Genomic DNA, 15,445 nt, shown 5'->3' with positions numbered 1-15,445 from the left:
GCGTCAGAAGAAAAGCTGGAAAAGACAACGGAAGCAAAAACAATACAAGTAAAATAGACAATACAAGTTATAAGAACAGGCGGCGGGAAAGAGATGCCCAAATATCAGGTAATTGCCGAATGGCTGGAACAGAAAATTGCAGAAGGAAGTTACCGCCCGGGAGAAAAGCTGCCGTCGGAGCAGGAACTGCGGGATCAGTTTGACGTGAGCCGGCAGACGGTGCGGAGAGCTCTGGAGGTACTGGAGGAACAGGGGCTTACATACGGGCAGCAGGGGAAAGGAACTTTTGTGACAGACCCGGCTTTGGAGGAACAGAACAAAAGCAGGCAGATCGCCGTGGTGACCACCTATGTGGACAATTACATTTTCCCCAGGATTATTCAGGGGATTGAGCAGATTCTTTCTGCGGAGGGCTTTCAGGTACAGATTGCCTTTACAAACAACCGGATTCAGAAAGAAAAAGAGATTCTGGAGCAAATGCTTTCGCAAAATCTCCGGGGGCTGATCATCGAGGCGACCAAGAGCGCCCTGCCGAATCCAAATCTTCCCCTGTACCGGAAGTTGATGGAAAAGGGAGTACAGGTACTTTTCCTGAACAGTGGATACTGTGAGCTTCCCTGTCCGGTGGCGGCCTTAAACGATACGGAGGCCGGACGGTGCGCAGCCCGCTATCTTCTGGAGATGGGACACCGGGAGATCGGAGGCCTGCTCAAATCAGATGACGGGCAGGGACTGCGCCGCTATCAGGGATTTTTGTCAGAACTTCAGGCAGCGGGAGTTTCTATGGACGATAACCGCTTTGTCTGGTATGACACCGGAGATATCGGACATTTTGACTGGATGGAGCGGCGGATTCTGGAACGGTTTTCGGGCTGCAGCGCTGTCTTCTGCTATAATGACGCGGCGGCCGTAGAACTGATGGAGCTTCTGAAGAAAAACGGCATGCGGATTCCGGAGGATATCTCCGTGATCAGCGTGGACGATACGGATCTGGCTGTCTACGGCGACGTGGGGCTGACTTCCGTACATCATCCCAAAGAGAAGCTGGGGGAAAAGGCGGCGGAGCTGCTGCTTGCCATGATTCGCAGACGGGGCGGCAGGCAGGCGGCAGAGCAGAAAGGCTATGAATTTGATGTGTGGCTGGCAAAAAGAGAATCTGTCAGACGCTGCAAATAATAACTGAAAATGATAACTCAGACAATGGAGGTAAGGAAAATGAAAAACTACAAGTTCTGGTTTGCGACCGGATCACAGGATCTGTACGGAGACGAATGCCTGGAGCATGTGGCAGAGCATTCGAAGAAGATTGTGGAGCATCTGAATCAGTCGGGCCTGCTTCCCTATGAGGTGGTATGGAAACCCACCCTGATCACTAACGAGCTGATCCGCAGAACCTTCAATGAGGCGAACGCGGATGAGGAGTGCGCGGGCGTCATCACCTGGATGCACACCTTCTCCCCGGCGAAGTCCTGGATTCTGGGCCTGCAGGAATACAGAAAGCCTCTGCTTCATCTTCACACCCAGTTCAACGTAGAGATTCCTTATGACACCATTGATATGGACTTTATGAACGAGAACCAGTCTGCCCACGGCGACCGTGAGTACGGACACATCGTGACCCGTATGGGCATCGAGCGCAAGGTTATCGTAGGACACTGGGCGGATGAAAAGGTCATCGAACGCATCGCTTCCTGGATGCGCACGGCAGTGGGAATTATGGAGAGCAGCCATATCCGCGTAGTACGTGTGGCTGACAACATGCGGAACGTGGCCGTAACCGAGGGCGACAAGGTAGAAGCTCAGATCAAGTTCGGCTGGGAGATTGACGCTTATCCGGTAAACGAAATCGCGGAGTATGTACAGGATGTATCCCAGGCGGATATTGATACTCTGGTAGAGGAATATTACAGCAAATACGATATTCTTCTGGAGGGACGGGATGAGAAGGAATTCCGTGAGCATGTGGCGGTACAGGCCGGCATCGAGATCGGCTTCGAGCGTTTCCTGAAGGAAAAGAACTATCAGGCTATCGTAACCCATTTCGGAGATCTGGGCGCGTTAAAGCAGCTTCCGGGCCTTGCTATCCAGCGTCTGATGGAAAAGGGTTATGGCTTCGGCGGAGAAGGAGACTGGAAGACAGCTGCCATGGTGCGCCTGATGAAGATTATGACAGAGGGCATGAAGGATGCGAAGGGAACCTCCTTCATGGAAGATTATACATACAATCTGGTTCCGGGCAAGGAAGGAATCCTGCAGGCGCATATGCTTGAGGTGTGCCCGTCTATCGCGGACGGCCCCATCGGCATCAAGGTACAGCCCTTGAGCATGGGCGACAGGGAAGATCCGGCGCGTCTGGTATTTACCTCCAAGACCGGCCCGGCTATCGCCACCTCCCTCATCGATCTCGGAAACCGTTTCCGTCTGATTGTGAACAGCGTGGACTGCAAAAAGGTGGAGAAGCCCATGCCGAAGCTTCCGGTGGCGACTGCCTTCTGGACTCCGCAGCCTGACCTGCCCACAGGAGCAGAGAGCTGGATTCTTGCGGGCGGCGCACATCACACAGCCTTCACCTATGATCTGACGGCAGAGCAGATGGGAGACTGGGGCGCAGCCATGGGAATTGAAGTCGTGTACATTGACAAGGATACCACAATCCGCGGACTGAAGAATGAGCTCCGCTGGAATTCTGTAGCGTACAGGTAAAGAAAGGGAGGGTTTTACGATATGAGTACAGTAAAAGAAGCGATTTTAAACGGAAAAGCGGTTCTCGGCATCGAGCTTGGTTCCACGAGAATCAAGGCAGTTCTGATAGACGGAAGCTGCAAGCCGGTGGCGTCCGGAAGCTATGACTGGGAGAACCAGCTGGAGAACGGCATCTGGACCTATGCGCTGGATGAGGTGTGGAAAGGACTTCAGGGAAGCTACGCGGCCCTGAAAGAGGATGTAAAGCGGAAATACGGCGTGACTCTGACAAAGCTTGGGGCAGTGGGAATCAGCGCCATGATGCACGGCTATCTGGTATTTGACAAAGACGGAAACCAGCTTGTGCCCTTCCGCACCTGGAGAAATACGATTACCGGCCAGGCGTCCCAGGAACTGACGGAACTGTTCCAGTTCAACATTCCTCAGCGCTGGAGCATTGCCCACCTGTATCAGGCGATTCTGAACAAAGAAGAGCATGTGCCGCAGATTGACTTTATGACCACACTGGCTGGATATATTCACTGGAAACTGACCGGAGAGAGGAATATGGGAGTCGGAGAGGCATCCGGTATGTTCCCGATCGATTCTTCTACAGGCCAGTTCCATGATAAGATGCTGGATCAGTTCCAGGAGCTCATTGCTCCCAAGGGATACCCCTGGAAGATCCGGGAGATTCTGCCGAAGGTGCAGACAGCCGGAGAGCAGGCGGGAATCCTTACCGAGGAAGGAGCAAAGCTTCTCGATCCTGCAGGAGAGCTGGAAGCGGGAGCGCCGCTTTGCCCGCCGGAAGGCGACGCGGGAACCGGAATGACGGCGACCAACAGTGTGCGGCCCCGTACTGGAAATGTATCGGCAGGTACTTCCGTATTTGCGATGATTGTGCTGGAGCATGAGCTGAAAAAAGTACATCCGGAGCTTGATATGGTGACCACGCCGGATGGCAGCCCGGTGGCCATGGTACACTGCAACAACTGCACTTCCGATCTGAATGCCTGGGTAGGCCTCTTTAAGGAGTTTGCAGAGAGCTTCGGCGTGGAAGTGGATATGAATAAACTGTTTGGCACTCTGTACAACAAGGCGCTGGAAGGCGATCCGGACTGCGGCGGCCTGCTGGCGTACAATTATTTCTCCGGAGAGCATATCACAGGCTTTGAGGAAGGACGGCCCATGTTCGTCCGCACGCCGGAGGCCAGGTTCAATCTGGCGAACTTTATGCGCGTGCACCTGTTCACGGCCCTGGGCGCTTTGAAAACAGGTCTGGATATCCTGTTTAAGGAAGAAGGCGTGGAAGCGGACGAGGTCCTTGGCCATGGCGGCCTGTTCAAGACAAAGGGCGTGGGACAGAGGATTATGGCGGCAGCCATGGATGTTCCTGTTACGGTAATGGAGACGGCCGGCGAGGGAGGAGCCTGGGGCATCGCGCTGCTGGCCTCCTATATGAAGAATAAGGGCGCCGGGGAAAAGCTGGAGGCTTATCTGTCTGATCGCGTATTTGCAGGGGAAAAGGGCGAGACGCTCCAGCCGGATGCGTCAGATGTAAAGGGCTTTGACGCCTTTCTCGCGCGCTACACGGAGGGCCTTGCCATTGAGCAGGCGGCAGTGGAGCATCTGCAGTAAAGATTCCGGACCAGGGGGACACCGGTGTTTCCTGTTTCCCGGGAAAAGAATAGATTTAGTATGGTAACCTTGAAGGAAAAGAGGATGCCGCTTTTTGCGGTGTCTTCTTTTTCCGCATAGGGGAATAGAAACGGACAGGGAAGACCTGCCGTTACAGAAAATACGGGGAGTACTGTTATATGCTGAAAGTGTTTTTGGTGGAAGATGAAGTCGTGATGCGGGAGGGCATCAAAAACAACATCAACTGGGAGCAGGAGGGGTTTTCTTTTGTGGGAGAGGCCAGCGACGGGGAGCTGGCTTATCCGCTGATCCAGAAGACCCGTCCGGATATTCTGATCACGGATATTAAGATGCCTTTTATGGACGGTCTGGAGCTTTCACGCCTGGTTAAGCAGGAGCTTCCGGATGTGAAGATTATTATTTTAAGCGGTTATGATGAATTCGACTATGCCAAAGAAGCTATCAGTATCGGAATTACGGATTATCTTGTGAAACCCATTGCGGGAGCGCAGCTTCTGGAAGCGGTAAAGAAGGTAGGAGCAAAAGTCGAAGAGGAACGGGAGCAGCAGAGGAAATATCTGGAGATGTTTGAGAAGGAGCGGTTGGAGAACACGCAGCTTGCCCGGCAGAAGTTTTTCCGCAGACTGGTTTCCGGTCAGAGCCCCGTATCCGTGCTTTTGAAAGAAGGGCGTAAGGCGGGAATGGACCTGGCGGCCAAGAGATACAATATTATTCTGTTTCAGATCTTTGCCGAGGGAGCAGAGGAAGGCTATTCGGAAAAACTGATTGCGGTGACCCGTTCCATAGAAGAAATGACCGATCAGATGCCGGAGGTGCTGATGGTGGAGCTGGGGCTGGAAGGCTGGGCCTTTATCCTGAAGGAGGAAGAAGAAAATTCTTTGGAGGAGATTGAGGCCGGACTTCTGGACGGCCTGAAAGAAGTGCTGTCCGAGGCCGGGGGCGTCACTTATTTCGGCGGCGTGGGCCAGGAGGTGGAGCGACTAAGCGAGCTGGGACGCTGTTTTGAGGAAGCCAGCCGAGCGTTCGCGTTCCGTTATCTGACCAAGAGAAATCAGATTGTAAGAAGCTCGGAAGCGGCCACAGGAGAGGTGGATCAGGAGATGGCCCTGAATACCTTAAGCGCCGGCAAGCTGGACCGCAGGGTGGTGGAAAATTTCCTGAAGACGGGCCTGAAGAGCGAGGCTGTCCATTTTGTGGATGAGTACTTTGCAAGCCTGGGAGAAAAGAATATTCAGTCTTTGATGTTCCGCCAGTATGTGACGATGGATACCTATTTCGCGGCGGCCGGAATGCTGGAGGAGAGCGGATGCGAGCCGGGAATTCTTGTGGAGCGCTGCGGAGACTTCCAGAAGATCCCGGAAGTGTTTTCCACGTCGGAGGCCACGGAAAAATATCTGAAAAAGGTGCTGGAGACGGCTATCGAGCTCCGCGAGGGCCTGTCCCGACAGAAGTACAGCTCCCTTCTGAAGGATGCCAGAAGCTACATAGAAGAGAATTACGATAACGAAGATATTTCCCTGAATACGGTGGCGGCCTCGGTCAACTTAAGCCCCAATCATTTCAGCACGATTTTCAGCCAGGAGACGGGGCGGACCTTTATCGAGTATCTGACTTATGTGCGGATGGAAAAAGCGAAGGAGCTTATCCGTGGCACCTCCATGAAGACGGCGGAGATCGCTTTTGCGGTGGGCTACAAGGACCCGCATTATTTCAGCTATCTGTTTAAGAAAACGATAGGATGCACGCCCAGGGAATTCCGTGCCAGGGTATAGGAGGCAGGCGGCGCCGGCGCGCCGGAGAGATACATACTCTGGTGTGCCGGGGAGATACGGCCCCTGGTATGCCGGGGCTGAAAAGGAGAAGATATGTGGAAGAAAGAAGCGTCGATTAAGAACCGTCTGAATATGCTTCTTGTCATCTGTCTGGTTCCGCTGACGGTCCTGATTCTTTATCTGGTCGTTATTATGCAGCAGTTTTCTGGACGGTATGATGAGGTGGTGGAGAATATCACAAAGGCCAATGCCTATAATATTGATTTCAAGGACGATCTGGATTATCAGATGTACATTATCGTGGCAAATTCCGAGAGGGCGGATGAGCTGATTGATACGGAAGAACCCAGGCGCATGATTGAGGAGGCGAGAGAGGTCTTTCAGGGACTTTATGAGTCGGCGGATGCGGAATATGGGAAGCAGCGGCTGAACCGGATTCTGAAAAGCCTGAATATTCTGGAGGACCGGGTTATTGAAATAGAGACGGACGCCAAAGTGAGCGGCTTTTATGATAAAAATATGGAACGGCTGGATCTGGATATCCGAGTGCTGACAGAGCTGATCCAGGAGCAGATTCAGGAATATATCTATTATGAGACGACGAATCTGGAGGTGCTGCGTGAAGGTATCCGCTCAGATGTGGATCGGACGCTCCGTATGACCAGCATCATTTTTCTGCTTATTCTGGTGAGCGCTTTTCTGATCAGTCAGAAGCTGATGCAGGGAATCATGGTTCCCATCGGGCGGCTCTGCGAAGTGACTAGAAAGGCGGCGGGAGGAGATTTCACGGTAAGGGCAAAGGAAGACAACAGCGCGGAACTGTCTGTCCTGAACTCCAGCTTTAATTCCATGATTGAAAAAATAGGAAATCTGGTGGAGGATATCCGGGTGGAGCAGCTGAACCTGCGCGCCACAGAGCTGAAGCTTCTTCAGGCGCAGATCAACCCCCATTTCCTCTATAATACGCTGGACACTATTATATGGCTGGCAGAGGCGGGGAAAAAGGATGATGTGGTAATGATGGTTACGACATTGTCTGACTTTTTCCGAACCACCCTGAGCAAGGGAAGGGATTACATATCCGTGAGAGAAGAAGAGGCTCATATCCGGAGCTATCTTCAGATCCAACAGTTCCGTTACCGGGATATTCTGGAGTATTCCATTGATATTCCGGAGGAGCTTTATGAGTACCCTATTTTGAAGCTGACGCTTCAGCCGCTGGTGGAGAACGCCCTATATCATGGGATTAAGAATAAGCGGGGACTGGGCCATATCCGGGTATCGGGAGAAAAGCAGGAGGGCAGCCTGATATTCCGGGTATGGGATGACGGCCGGGGTATGGAGTCCGACCGGCTTGAAAAGGTCCGGCGCCTCATCGGAGGGGAGGAAGAGGTGGACAGGAGTGATCCTTCCGGTTTCGGTCTCTTCAATGTGGCCCAGAGGCTGCGCCTGAATTACGGGGCACAGTATGGAATTTCCCTGGAAAGCGTATATGGAGAATGGACAGAAGTGACGGTGGTAATCCCCGCTGTTTTCCAGAAATAGAAACCCTGCGGACGTGTATTTTCCGTAAAAAGGACAGACCGGAACAGCAGACGTAAAAAAATGAACTTTTTTCCAAAAAAAACAAACTTTGTTCACGGTTTGTTCAAAAATCAGTAAAAAATCATACTTAATTCAAAAGGATGTCCGTATCAAATTTTCTCTTCTTAGTATAGAATTTGACCATAGCCAAACGAAATGGCAACAAGAATAAGGGAGGTTTCAAAATGAAGAGAAAACTTGTAAGTGCATTGGTATGTGCGGCAATGGTAGCGACTGTTCTGGCAGGCTGCGGAAACAGCAGCAATACTGCTTCAACAGATACTGCAGCTACGGAAGAGACTGCGACGGATGACGCGGCAGCAGAAGATACAGCTGCTGAGGATACGGCGGCAGAGGATACAGCCGCTTCCGGAGACCTGATCAAAGTCGGCATCATCAACAATGACCCGAACGAGTCCGGATACCGTACAGCAAACGACGCTGATATGAAGGCTATGTTCACCGAGGAAAACGGTTATGACGCTTCTTTCGCATACAGCCTGAAGAATGACGAGCAGATTACCGCAGCTCAGAAGTTCATCCAGGACGGCGTTGATTATCTTCTGCTTTCCGCGGCTGACACAGCCGGATGGGATTCCGTACTGATGGACGCTCAGGCAGCCGGAACCCGCGTAATCCTGTTTGACCGTACTATCGATGCAGATCCGAGCCTTTACGAGGCTTCCATCGTATCCGACATGGAGGCTGAGGGACAGACTGCTGTAGACTGGCTGGCTGGACAGGGACTTGATGAGTACAACATCATTCACATTCAGGGTGTTATGGGCTCTGCTGCTCAGCAGGGACGTACCGGAGCTCTGAACGCAATGGTAGAAGAGAATGACAACTGGAATCTGGTAACCCAGCAGACCGCTGAGTGGAACGCTGAGAAGGCACAGCAGATTGTACAGTCTGTTATCGATTCCGGACAGGATTTCAACGTAATCTACGCTGAGAACGATGACATGGCTAAGGGCGCTGTAGCAGCTCTTGACAAGGCGAACATCTCTCACGGTGTTGACGGCGACGTTATCATCATGGGCTTTGATACCAATACCTGGGCTCTTGAGGAGCTGCTGGCCGGAAACTGGAACTATGACGGACAGTGCAATCCTTACCAGGCTTCCTATATCGATGAAGTAATCAAGACCATCGAGAGCGGCGGAACCATCGAGGAGAAGACCATCATCATGGAAGAGAAGGGCTTCGACGCAGAGACCATCACTCAGGAAGATATTGATACATATGGTATCTAAATCCGCTGTATAAACGGAACGTAATGGTATAAATCAAAAAACAAAGCGCGGCGCAGAAAGGATGGCAGTTACAGGACTGGCCTGCACCGCGCTTTGACTCTGAAATAGATATTTTCAGGAGGTGAACATTAGAGTGGAAAATAATGCTGTATTACAGATGAGAAATATACATAAAAGCTTTCCGGGAGTAAAGGCCCTCTCGGGAGTGGATTTTACCCTCCGCAAGGGCGAGATTCACGCGCTGATGGGCGAGAACGGCGCCGGAAAGTCCACGCTGATTAAAGTTCTGACCGGAGTGTACACGAAGGATGAGGGACACATTTACCTGGACGGACATGAGAAGGAAGTACAGATCCGCTCACCCCAGGAGGCACAAAAGCTTGGAATCAGCCCGGTATATCAGGAAATTACCCTGTGTCCGAATCTTTCCGTGGCTGAGAATATGTACATTGGCCGGACGCCTGGAGCGGTTCAGAACTGGAGAAAGATGAATAAAGATGCCGACAAGCTTCTGAAATCTCTGGATATCCCCGCAAAGGCTGCCCAGCAGCTTTCCACCTGCTCCCTTGCGGTACAGCAGATGATCGCGATCGCGAGAGCCGTGGATACAGACTGCAAGGTTCTGATTCTTGATGAGCCGACTTCCTCTCTGGATGAACAGGAGGTGGAGAAGCTCTTTAAGCTTATGCGGGACCTGCGGGAAAGAGGCGTTGGAATCATTTTTGTAACCCATTTCCTTGATCAGGTGTATGAGGTCTGCGACCGCATCACAGTGATGCGCGACGGATGCCTGGTAGGAGAGTATGAGATTAAGGATCTGCCCCGCGTACAGCTGGTATCCAAGATGCTGGGCAAGGAGCTGGATGATCTTTCCGATATTCATGGAGAATATAAGTCCTACGAGAAGAAAGAGGGAGAGCTTCCTGTCTTTGAAGTGGAGAATCTTTACAGCAATGCAGGAATCAAGCCTTTCAATTTCCATATCGACAAGGGAGAGGTAAACGGCTTCACTGGACTTCTGGGCTCCGGACGAAGCGAGTGCGTGCGCGCTATCTTCGGCGCGGATCATGTGCTGGGCGGAACCGTGAAAAAGAACGGCAAGCCGGTTAAAATCTCCAAGCCTATCGACGCCATGCGCCAGGGAATCGGGTATCTGCCGGAGGATCGCAAGCGTGACGGTATCGTCGGAGATCTTTCCGTGCGGGACAATATCATTCTTGCACAGCAGGTACTCCGCGGTTTTCTGAAGCCTTATTCAAAGGCCGAGGCTGACAAGATTGCGGACGAATACATAAAGCTTCTGAATATTAAGACGGCTTCAGCAGATACGCCGATTAAGTCGCTGTCAGGAGGAAATCAGCAGAAGGTTATTCTGGCCCGCTGGCTTCTGACTCATCCGGAATACCTGATTCTTGACGAGCCGACCAGAGGTATTGATGTGGGAACCAAAGTAGATATTCAGAAACTGGTTCTGAAGCTTGCTTCCGAAGGAATGAGCGTGACGTTTATTTCCTCAGAGATGGATGAAATGCTTCGTACCTGTTCCAGACTGATTGTAATGAGGGATCGCAGGGTCGTAGGTGAGCTGACCGGCAGCGACCTGAATCAGACCAGTATTATGAGTACGATTGCCGGAGGTGACAAATAATGCAGACAAATGAAACGAAAAAAGCGGGCGCTTCCAGCTTCTTTGGAAGACTGCTTAGAAAGCAGGTTATGATTCCGCTGGCAGCCCTTCTGATTCTGTTCCTGTTCAATCTGATTATGGACCCCTCGTTCTTCAAGATTGAGCTGGGATACAACAGCGCGGGCAACCCCGTTCTGTCAGGCTTTTTGATTACAATTCTGGACAGCGGTTCTGAGCTGGCGATTCTGGCTATCGGTATGACGCTGGTGACGGCGGCAACCGGCGGACAGGATATCAGCGTAGGCGCTACGACAGCTATTGCGGGCAGCGTGCTTCTGCGCGTACTCTGCGGAACCAACTCCCGTCCGGAGACTCTGCAGGCTCCGATTATCGTGGCCTTCCTGGCCGCCTGTGTGGTAGCAATGCTCTTTGGAGCGTTCAATGGCGTGCTGGTAGCAGTATTTAAGATACAGCCCATGATTGCCACGCTGATCCTTTATACAGCAGGCCGGTCCATCGCAGCCTGGATCAACAACAATGAGCTTCCGGTAGTCAGCGATGAGACACTTACCTATTTTGGTGAATTTATTCCGGGAATTCCGATTCCGACGCCGTTCTTTATCGCGGTAGCCTGTATGATTGTCATCGGCCTGGTTCTGAAATTTACGAACCTGCGCCTGTACACTCAGGCAGTCGGCATCAATGAGAATTCCTCCAGACTGAATGGTCTGAACCCGGTATTTATCAAGATTCTGTCCTTCGTGATTCTGGGACTCTGCGTGGCGGTGGTAGGACTTATCAAGGTCAGCCGTATTTCAACGATTAACTATTCCGTTATCGCAAAGGATATAGAGATGGATGCCATTCTGGCGGTGGCTCTGGGCGGAAACGCTTTAAGCGGCGGCAAGTTCAACATGACGGCGTCCATCATCGGAGCTTATGTAATTCAGTGTCTGACGACGACCCTTTACAAGTTCCAGGTACGTTCTGACGCGCTTCCGGCTTACAAGGCTGTTGTGGTTATCGTTCTTGTAATTGTCAGCGCGCCTGTAGTGAGAGAAAAGTTCAACGCCTTTATGGCGAAACGCAAGGTAAAGGAGGCTGCTTAACATGTCAAAGGGATTTGGAAATAAGATAAAAAATATCAGCGACACAAATCTGCTCCTTACCATTACTGTCGTCGTATTTTTCCTGATGTATATCGGAGCGATGATCTTCCAGGGCGAGGGCTTCTTAAAGCCCCAGGCGCTGTTTAATATTCTGAATGCTAATGCTGCTCTTATCATTCTGTCCTGCGGCATGAGCATCGTCATGATTACAGGAGGAATCGATATTTCCGTAGGCGGCGTGACGGCCCTCATCAGCATGTGCTGCGCGGTCTATCTGGACAAGGCAGGCGGAAATGTGGCGGTATCTGTTCTGATTGCTCTTCTGATTGGTTTGGCTTTCGGTCTGGTACAGGGCTTTCTGGTGGCATATCTGGAGATTCAGCCCTTCATTGTAACGCTGGCAGGAATGTTCTTTGCCCGCGGCATGACAACAATTGTGAACACGGAGCCTTTTAATGTGGCGAACGAGGCGTTTGTAGCTCTGAAAAATACGCGTATCATCGTTCCGGGCATGGGTTCTGTGAACCGTCTTGGAAACTACGTGGACGCTTATGTGGAAATCGGCGTTATCATAGCGCTTCTTGTTGTGATTGCCCTGTTCTGTGTGTTAAAATGGACAAAGCTTGGCCGCAGTTTCTATGCGGTGGGAGGAAACAGCCAGAGCGCTCTGATGCTTGGTATCAACGTAAAGAGAACAAAGTTTATCGCGCATCTGCTCTGCGGCGTGCTGGCAGGCATCGGCGGCTTTGTGTATTTCCTGCATGTAGGTTCCGGTTCTCCTTCCCACGCAAGCGGCGCGGAGATGAACGCCATCGCTTCTTCCATTATCGGCGGCACCATGCTGACCGGCGGCGTTGGAAATATTATCGGAACATTCTTTGGAGTGCTTTCCTTAAGTACGATCCAGAATATCGTTTCTTCCGCCGGACTTGACCAGGCATGGTGGACAGGAATCACGGTAGCGGCAATGCTGTGTCTGTTCCTGGTTGTACAGAGCATTGTAATGGCAGTGCGGAAAAAAGCAAGCGTAAAATAAAACTGATAGGAAAAAGAAGACAGGGCCGCCGGTTCGCAAAAGGACCTTTCAGCGGCTCTGGTTCTTACCGTACAGGGTGGTTCTATGAAAAAAATGGTCGTGGGAATCGGCGTCCTGCTGTCCCTCCTCCTCTGGTTTTCCAGCTGCGGAGCCAGAATTGAGGAATCGGAAGAAATCTCGGGCAGTGATCTTCTGAAGAAAGAAGAGGAGCTTGCCGCGGAAGGAGAAAACTATATTGTGGTGGGCTTTTCTCAGGTGGGATCTGAGTCTGACTGGCGGATTGCCAGCACAGAATCTTTTAAGGAAACATTTTCCCAAGAGAACGGGTACTATCTGATTTTTGAGGATGCCCAGCAGAAGCAGGAGAACCAGCTCAAAGCGGTTCGGAATTTCATTCTGCAGGAGGTAGACTATATTGTCCTGGACCCGATTGTGGAGACCGGATGGGACGCGGTTCTGCAGGAGGCGAAAGAGGCAGGGATTCCCGTGATCGTAGCGGACCGGCAGGTGAAGGTGGCAGATGAGAGTCTCTATACCTGCTGGGTAGGCAGCGACTTTGAGGAACAGGGACGCAGGGCCGGGGAATGGCTGGAGTCTTATCTGGAGGAGAAAGGACGGACCTCGGAAGAGATTCGGATTGTAACTCTTCAGGGGACCCGGGATTCGACGGCACAGATCGGACGGACCGGTGGTTTTGCGCAGATTCTGGAACGGAATGACAACTGGACCATGCTGGAGAGAAGAGACGGAGATTTTACACAGACCAAGGGACAGGAGGTTATGGAAGATTTCCTGAAAACATATTCCGGCATCGATGTGGTGGTCAGTGAAAATGACAACATGACCTTCGGGGCCATCGAGGCCATTGAAGCAGCCGGAAAAACCTGCGGTCCGGACGGAGATGTCATCATCCTTTCTTTTGACGCGGGCCGGGCGGCGCTTCAGGCCATGGCGGACGGGAAAATAAATGTAGAGTTTGAATGCAATCCGCTTCTGGGCCCTCTGGTTTCTGATATTATCCAGAAGCTGGAACGGGGAGAAGAAGTGGAAAAGCTTCAGTATGTGAAAGAGACCTATTTTGACTCTACAATGGATTTGGATACCATTATCCAGGAGAGAGTTTATTAAAATAAAACAAGCAGAAAACAGCAGTAGGAGGAATAAGAAAATGAGCAATATTCCAGTAGTAAAAGCGGGCATCGTAGCGGTAAGCCGGGACTGCTTCCCGGAATCGCTTTCTGTAAACCGCAGAAAGGCCCTTGTAGAGGCCTATAATAAGAAATATGACGCGGCGGATATCTATGAATGTCCGGTCTGCATCGTAGAGAGCGAGATCCATATGGTTCAGGCTCTGGAAGATATTAAAAAGGAAGGCTGCAACGCTCTGGTCGTTTACCTTGGAAATTTCGGACCGGAGATTTCCGAGACCCTGCTTGCAAAGCATTTTGACGGCCCGGTGATGTTTGTGGCGGCTGCCGAGGAGACCGGAAAGGATCTGGTACAGGGCCGCGGCGACGCCTACTGCGGTATGCTGAACGCCAGCTACAACCTGAAGCTTCGCGGTGTAAAGGCTTATATTCCGGAGTATCCGGTGGGAACGGCAGAAGAATGCGCAGATATGATTCATGATTTTCTGCCCATCGCCCGGGCTCTGGTGGGACTTTCCAGCCTGAAGATCATCAGCTTCGGCCCGAGACCCTTAAACTTTCTGGCCTGCAACGCGCCGATTCAGCAGCTCTATAATCTGGGCGTGGAGATCGAGGAAAACTCTGAGCTTGACCTCTTCGAGGCGTTCAACAAGCATGCAGGAGATCCGAGAATCCCGGATGTGGTAAAGGATATGGAAAAAGAGCTCGGTGAGGGCAACAAGAAGCCGCAGATCCTGGAGAAGCTGGCTCAGTACGAGCTGACGCTGCTCGACTGGGTGGAGGAGCATAGAGGCTACCGCAAATACGTGGCCATTGCCGGAAAATGCTGGCCTGCGTTCCAGACTCAGTTCGGCTTCGTTCCCTGTTATGTGAACAGCCGTCTGGCCGGACGGGGAATCCCCGTATCCTGTGAGGTGGATATCTACGGAGCCTTAAGCGAGTTCATCGGAACCTGCGTGAGCCAGGATGCGGTAACTCTGCTGGATATCAACAACACGGTTCCCGCAGATCTGTACGCTGAGGATATCGCAGGAAAATTCCCCTATACCCAGAAGGATACCTTCATGGGCTTCCATTGTGGCAACACCTGCTCCAGCAAGCTGACCTCCTGTTCTATGAAGTATCAGCTGATCATGGCGAGAAGCCTTCCGGAAGAGGTGACCCAGGGAACTCTCGAAGGAGATATTGTTCCGGGAGACATCACTTTCTTCCGTCTGCAGAGCACGGCGGACTGCAAGCTCCGCGCCTATGTGGCTCAGGGCGAGATCCTGCCGGTAGCAACACGGTCTTTCGGTTCCATCGGCATCTTCGCGATTCCGGAAATGGGACGCTTCTACCGTCATGTGCTGATTGAGGAGAACTTCCCCCATCACGGTGCCGTAGCCTTCGGCCACCACGGAAAGGCACTCTATGAAGTGTTCAAGTATCTGGGTGTTGTGCCGGAGAAGATTGGCTTCAACCGTCCGAAGGGAATGCTGTATCCGACAGAGAATCCGTTTGCGTAAATAGTTTTTGATATAGGACCGGTCAGGGAAAGCCTTCTCTGGCCGGTCTTGATTTGTCAGAAGCAGA

At 51.8% G+C, this 15,445-nt stretch carries 11 protein-coding genes; all 11 read left to right on the top strand.

Features of this window, described 5'->3' with window-relative positions:
* The first annotated feature begins 93 nt into the window (after positions 1–93).
* Positions 94–1,176 (top strand): GntR family transcriptional regulator, encoded by a 1,083-nt coding sequence (locus B5E82_RS00385; protein ID WP_087305209.1) that lies wholly within the window; start codon positions 94–96, stop codon positions 1,174–1,176.
* A gap of 39 nt (positions 1,177–1,215) precedes the next feature.
* Positions 1,216–2,703 (top strand): L-arabinose isomerase, encoded by a 1,488-nt coding sequence (gene araA / locus B5E82_RS00380; protein WP_242966202.1) that lies wholly within the window; start codon positions 1,216–1,218, stop codon positions 2,701–2,703.
* 21 nt (positions 2,704–2,724) lie between these two features.
* Positions 2,725–4,320 carry a xylulokinase gene (locus B5E82_RS00375; protein WP_087305207.1) on the top strand — a complete coding sequence of 532 codons (1,596 nt, stop codon included), beginning with the start codon at positions 2,725–2,727 and terminating at the stop codon, positions 4,318–4,320.
* A 179-nt stretch (positions 4,321–4,499) separates the two neighbouring features.
* A complete protein-coding gene (locus tag B5E82_RS00370; protein WP_087305205.1) occupies positions 4,500–6,113 on the top strand; it encodes a response regulator in 1,614 nt (537 codons plus the stop codon).
* A gap of 93 nt (positions 6,114–6,206) precedes the next feature.
* Positions 6,207–7,658 carry a sensor histidine kinase gene (locus B5E82_RS00365; protein WP_164488679.1) on the top strand — a complete coding sequence of 484 codons (1,452 nt, stop codon included), beginning with the start codon at positions 6,207–6,209 and terminating at the stop codon, positions 7,656–7,658.
* Between the two features lie 224 nt (positions 7,659–7,882).
* Positions 7,883–8,953, top strand: a complete 1,071-nt coding sequence (locus tag B5E82_RS00360; protein ID WP_087305203.1) for an ABC transporter substrate-binding protein — start codon at positions 7,883–7,885, stop codon at positions 8,951–8,953.
* Positions 8,954–9,110: 157 nt separating this feature from the next.
* Entirely contained in the window at positions 9,111–10,601 is a 1,491-nt protein-coding gene (locus B5E82_RS00355; RefSeq protein WP_087305664.1) for a sugar ABC transporter ATP-binding protein, read from the top strand.
* Positions 10,601–11,689 (top strand): ABC transporter permease, encoded by a 1,089-nt coding sequence (locus tag B5E82_RS00350; RefSeq protein WP_087305201.1) that lies wholly within the window; start codon positions 10,601–10,603, stop codon positions 11,687–11,689. Before B5E82_RS00355 ends, B5E82_RS00350 begins: the two co-directional genes overlap by 1 nt.
* Position 11,690: 1 nt before the next feature.
* The gene (locus B5E82_RS00345) at positions 11,691–12,725 is read left to right on the top strand and encodes an ABC transporter permease (protein ID WP_087305199.1); all 1,035 of its coding nucleotides are present in this window, start codon (positions 11,691–11,693) and stop codon (positions 12,723–12,725) included.
* Positions 12,726–12,809: 84 nt separating this feature from the next.
* A complete protein-coding gene (locus tag B5E82_RS00340; RefSeq protein WP_087305197.1) occupies positions 12,810–13,853 on the top strand; it encodes an ABC transporter substrate-binding protein in 1,044 nt (347 codons plus the stop codon).
* A gap of 40 nt (positions 13,854–13,893) precedes the next feature.
* Positions 13,894–15,378: an L-fucose/L-arabinose isomerase family protein gene (locus B5E82_RS00335; RefSeq protein WP_087305195.1), complete on the top strand. Its 1,485-nt coding sequence runs from the start codon at positions 13,894–13,896 to the stop codon at positions 15,376–15,378.
* Positions 15,379–15,445: the final 67 nt, after the last annotated feature.

It is taken from the genome of Lachnoclostridium sp. An138, assembly GCF_002160765.1.
Classification (GTDB): Bacteria; Bacillota; Clostridia; order Lachnospirales; family Lachnospiraceae; genus Laedolimicola; species Laedolimicola faecalis.
The sequence above is the reverse complement of the archived record's forward strand: the minus strand, read 5'-3'. Positions and strand labels throughout refer to the sequence as shown.

Bases quoted from the DNA above. Each gene is read 5' to 3' on its own strand.
- B5E82_RS00345 (WP_087305199.1), top strand. From the start codon at position 11,691: ATGTCAAAGGGATTTGGAAATAAGATAAAAAATATCAGCGACACAAAT.
- B5E82_RS00340 (WP_087305197.1), top strand. From the start codon at position 12,810: ATGAAAAAAATGGTCGTGGGAATCGGCGTCCTGCTGTCCCTCCTCCTC.
- araA (WP_242966202.1), top strand. From the start codon at position 1,216: ATGAAAAACTACAAGTTCTGGTTTGCGACCGGATCACAGGATCTGTAC.
- B5E82_RS00370 (WP_087305205.1), top strand. From the start codon at position 4,500: ATGCTGAAAGTGTTTTTGGTGGAAGATGAAGTCGTGATGCGGGAGGGC.
- B5E82_RS00350 (WP_087305201.1), top strand. From the start codon at position 10,601: ATGCAGACAAATGAAACGAAAAAAGCGGGCGCTTCCAGCTTCTTTGGA.
- B5E82_RS00375 (WP_087305207.1), top strand. From the start codon at position 2,725: ATGAGTACAGTAAAAGAAGCGATTTTAAACGGAAAAGCGGTTCTCGGC.
- B5E82_RS00360 (WP_087305203.1), top strand. From the start codon at position 7,883: ATGAAGAGAAAACTTGTAAGTGCATTGGTATGTGCGGCAATGGTAGCG.
- B5E82_RS00355 (WP_087305664.1), top strand. From the start codon at position 9,111: ATGAGAAATATACATAAAAGCTTTCCGGGAGTAAAGGCCCTCTCGGGA.
- B5E82_RS00365 (WP_164488679.1), top strand. From the start codon at position 6,207: ATGTGGAAGAAAGAAGCGTCGATTAAGAACCGTCTGAATATGCTTCTT.
- B5E82_RS00335 (WP_087305195.1), top strand. From the start codon at position 13,894: ATGAGCAATATTCCAGTAGTAAAAGCGGGCATCGTAGCGGTAAGCCGG.
- B5E82_RS00385 (WP_087305209.1), top strand. From the start codon at position 94: ATGCCCAAATATCAGGTAATTGCCGAATGGCTGGAACAGAAAATTGCA.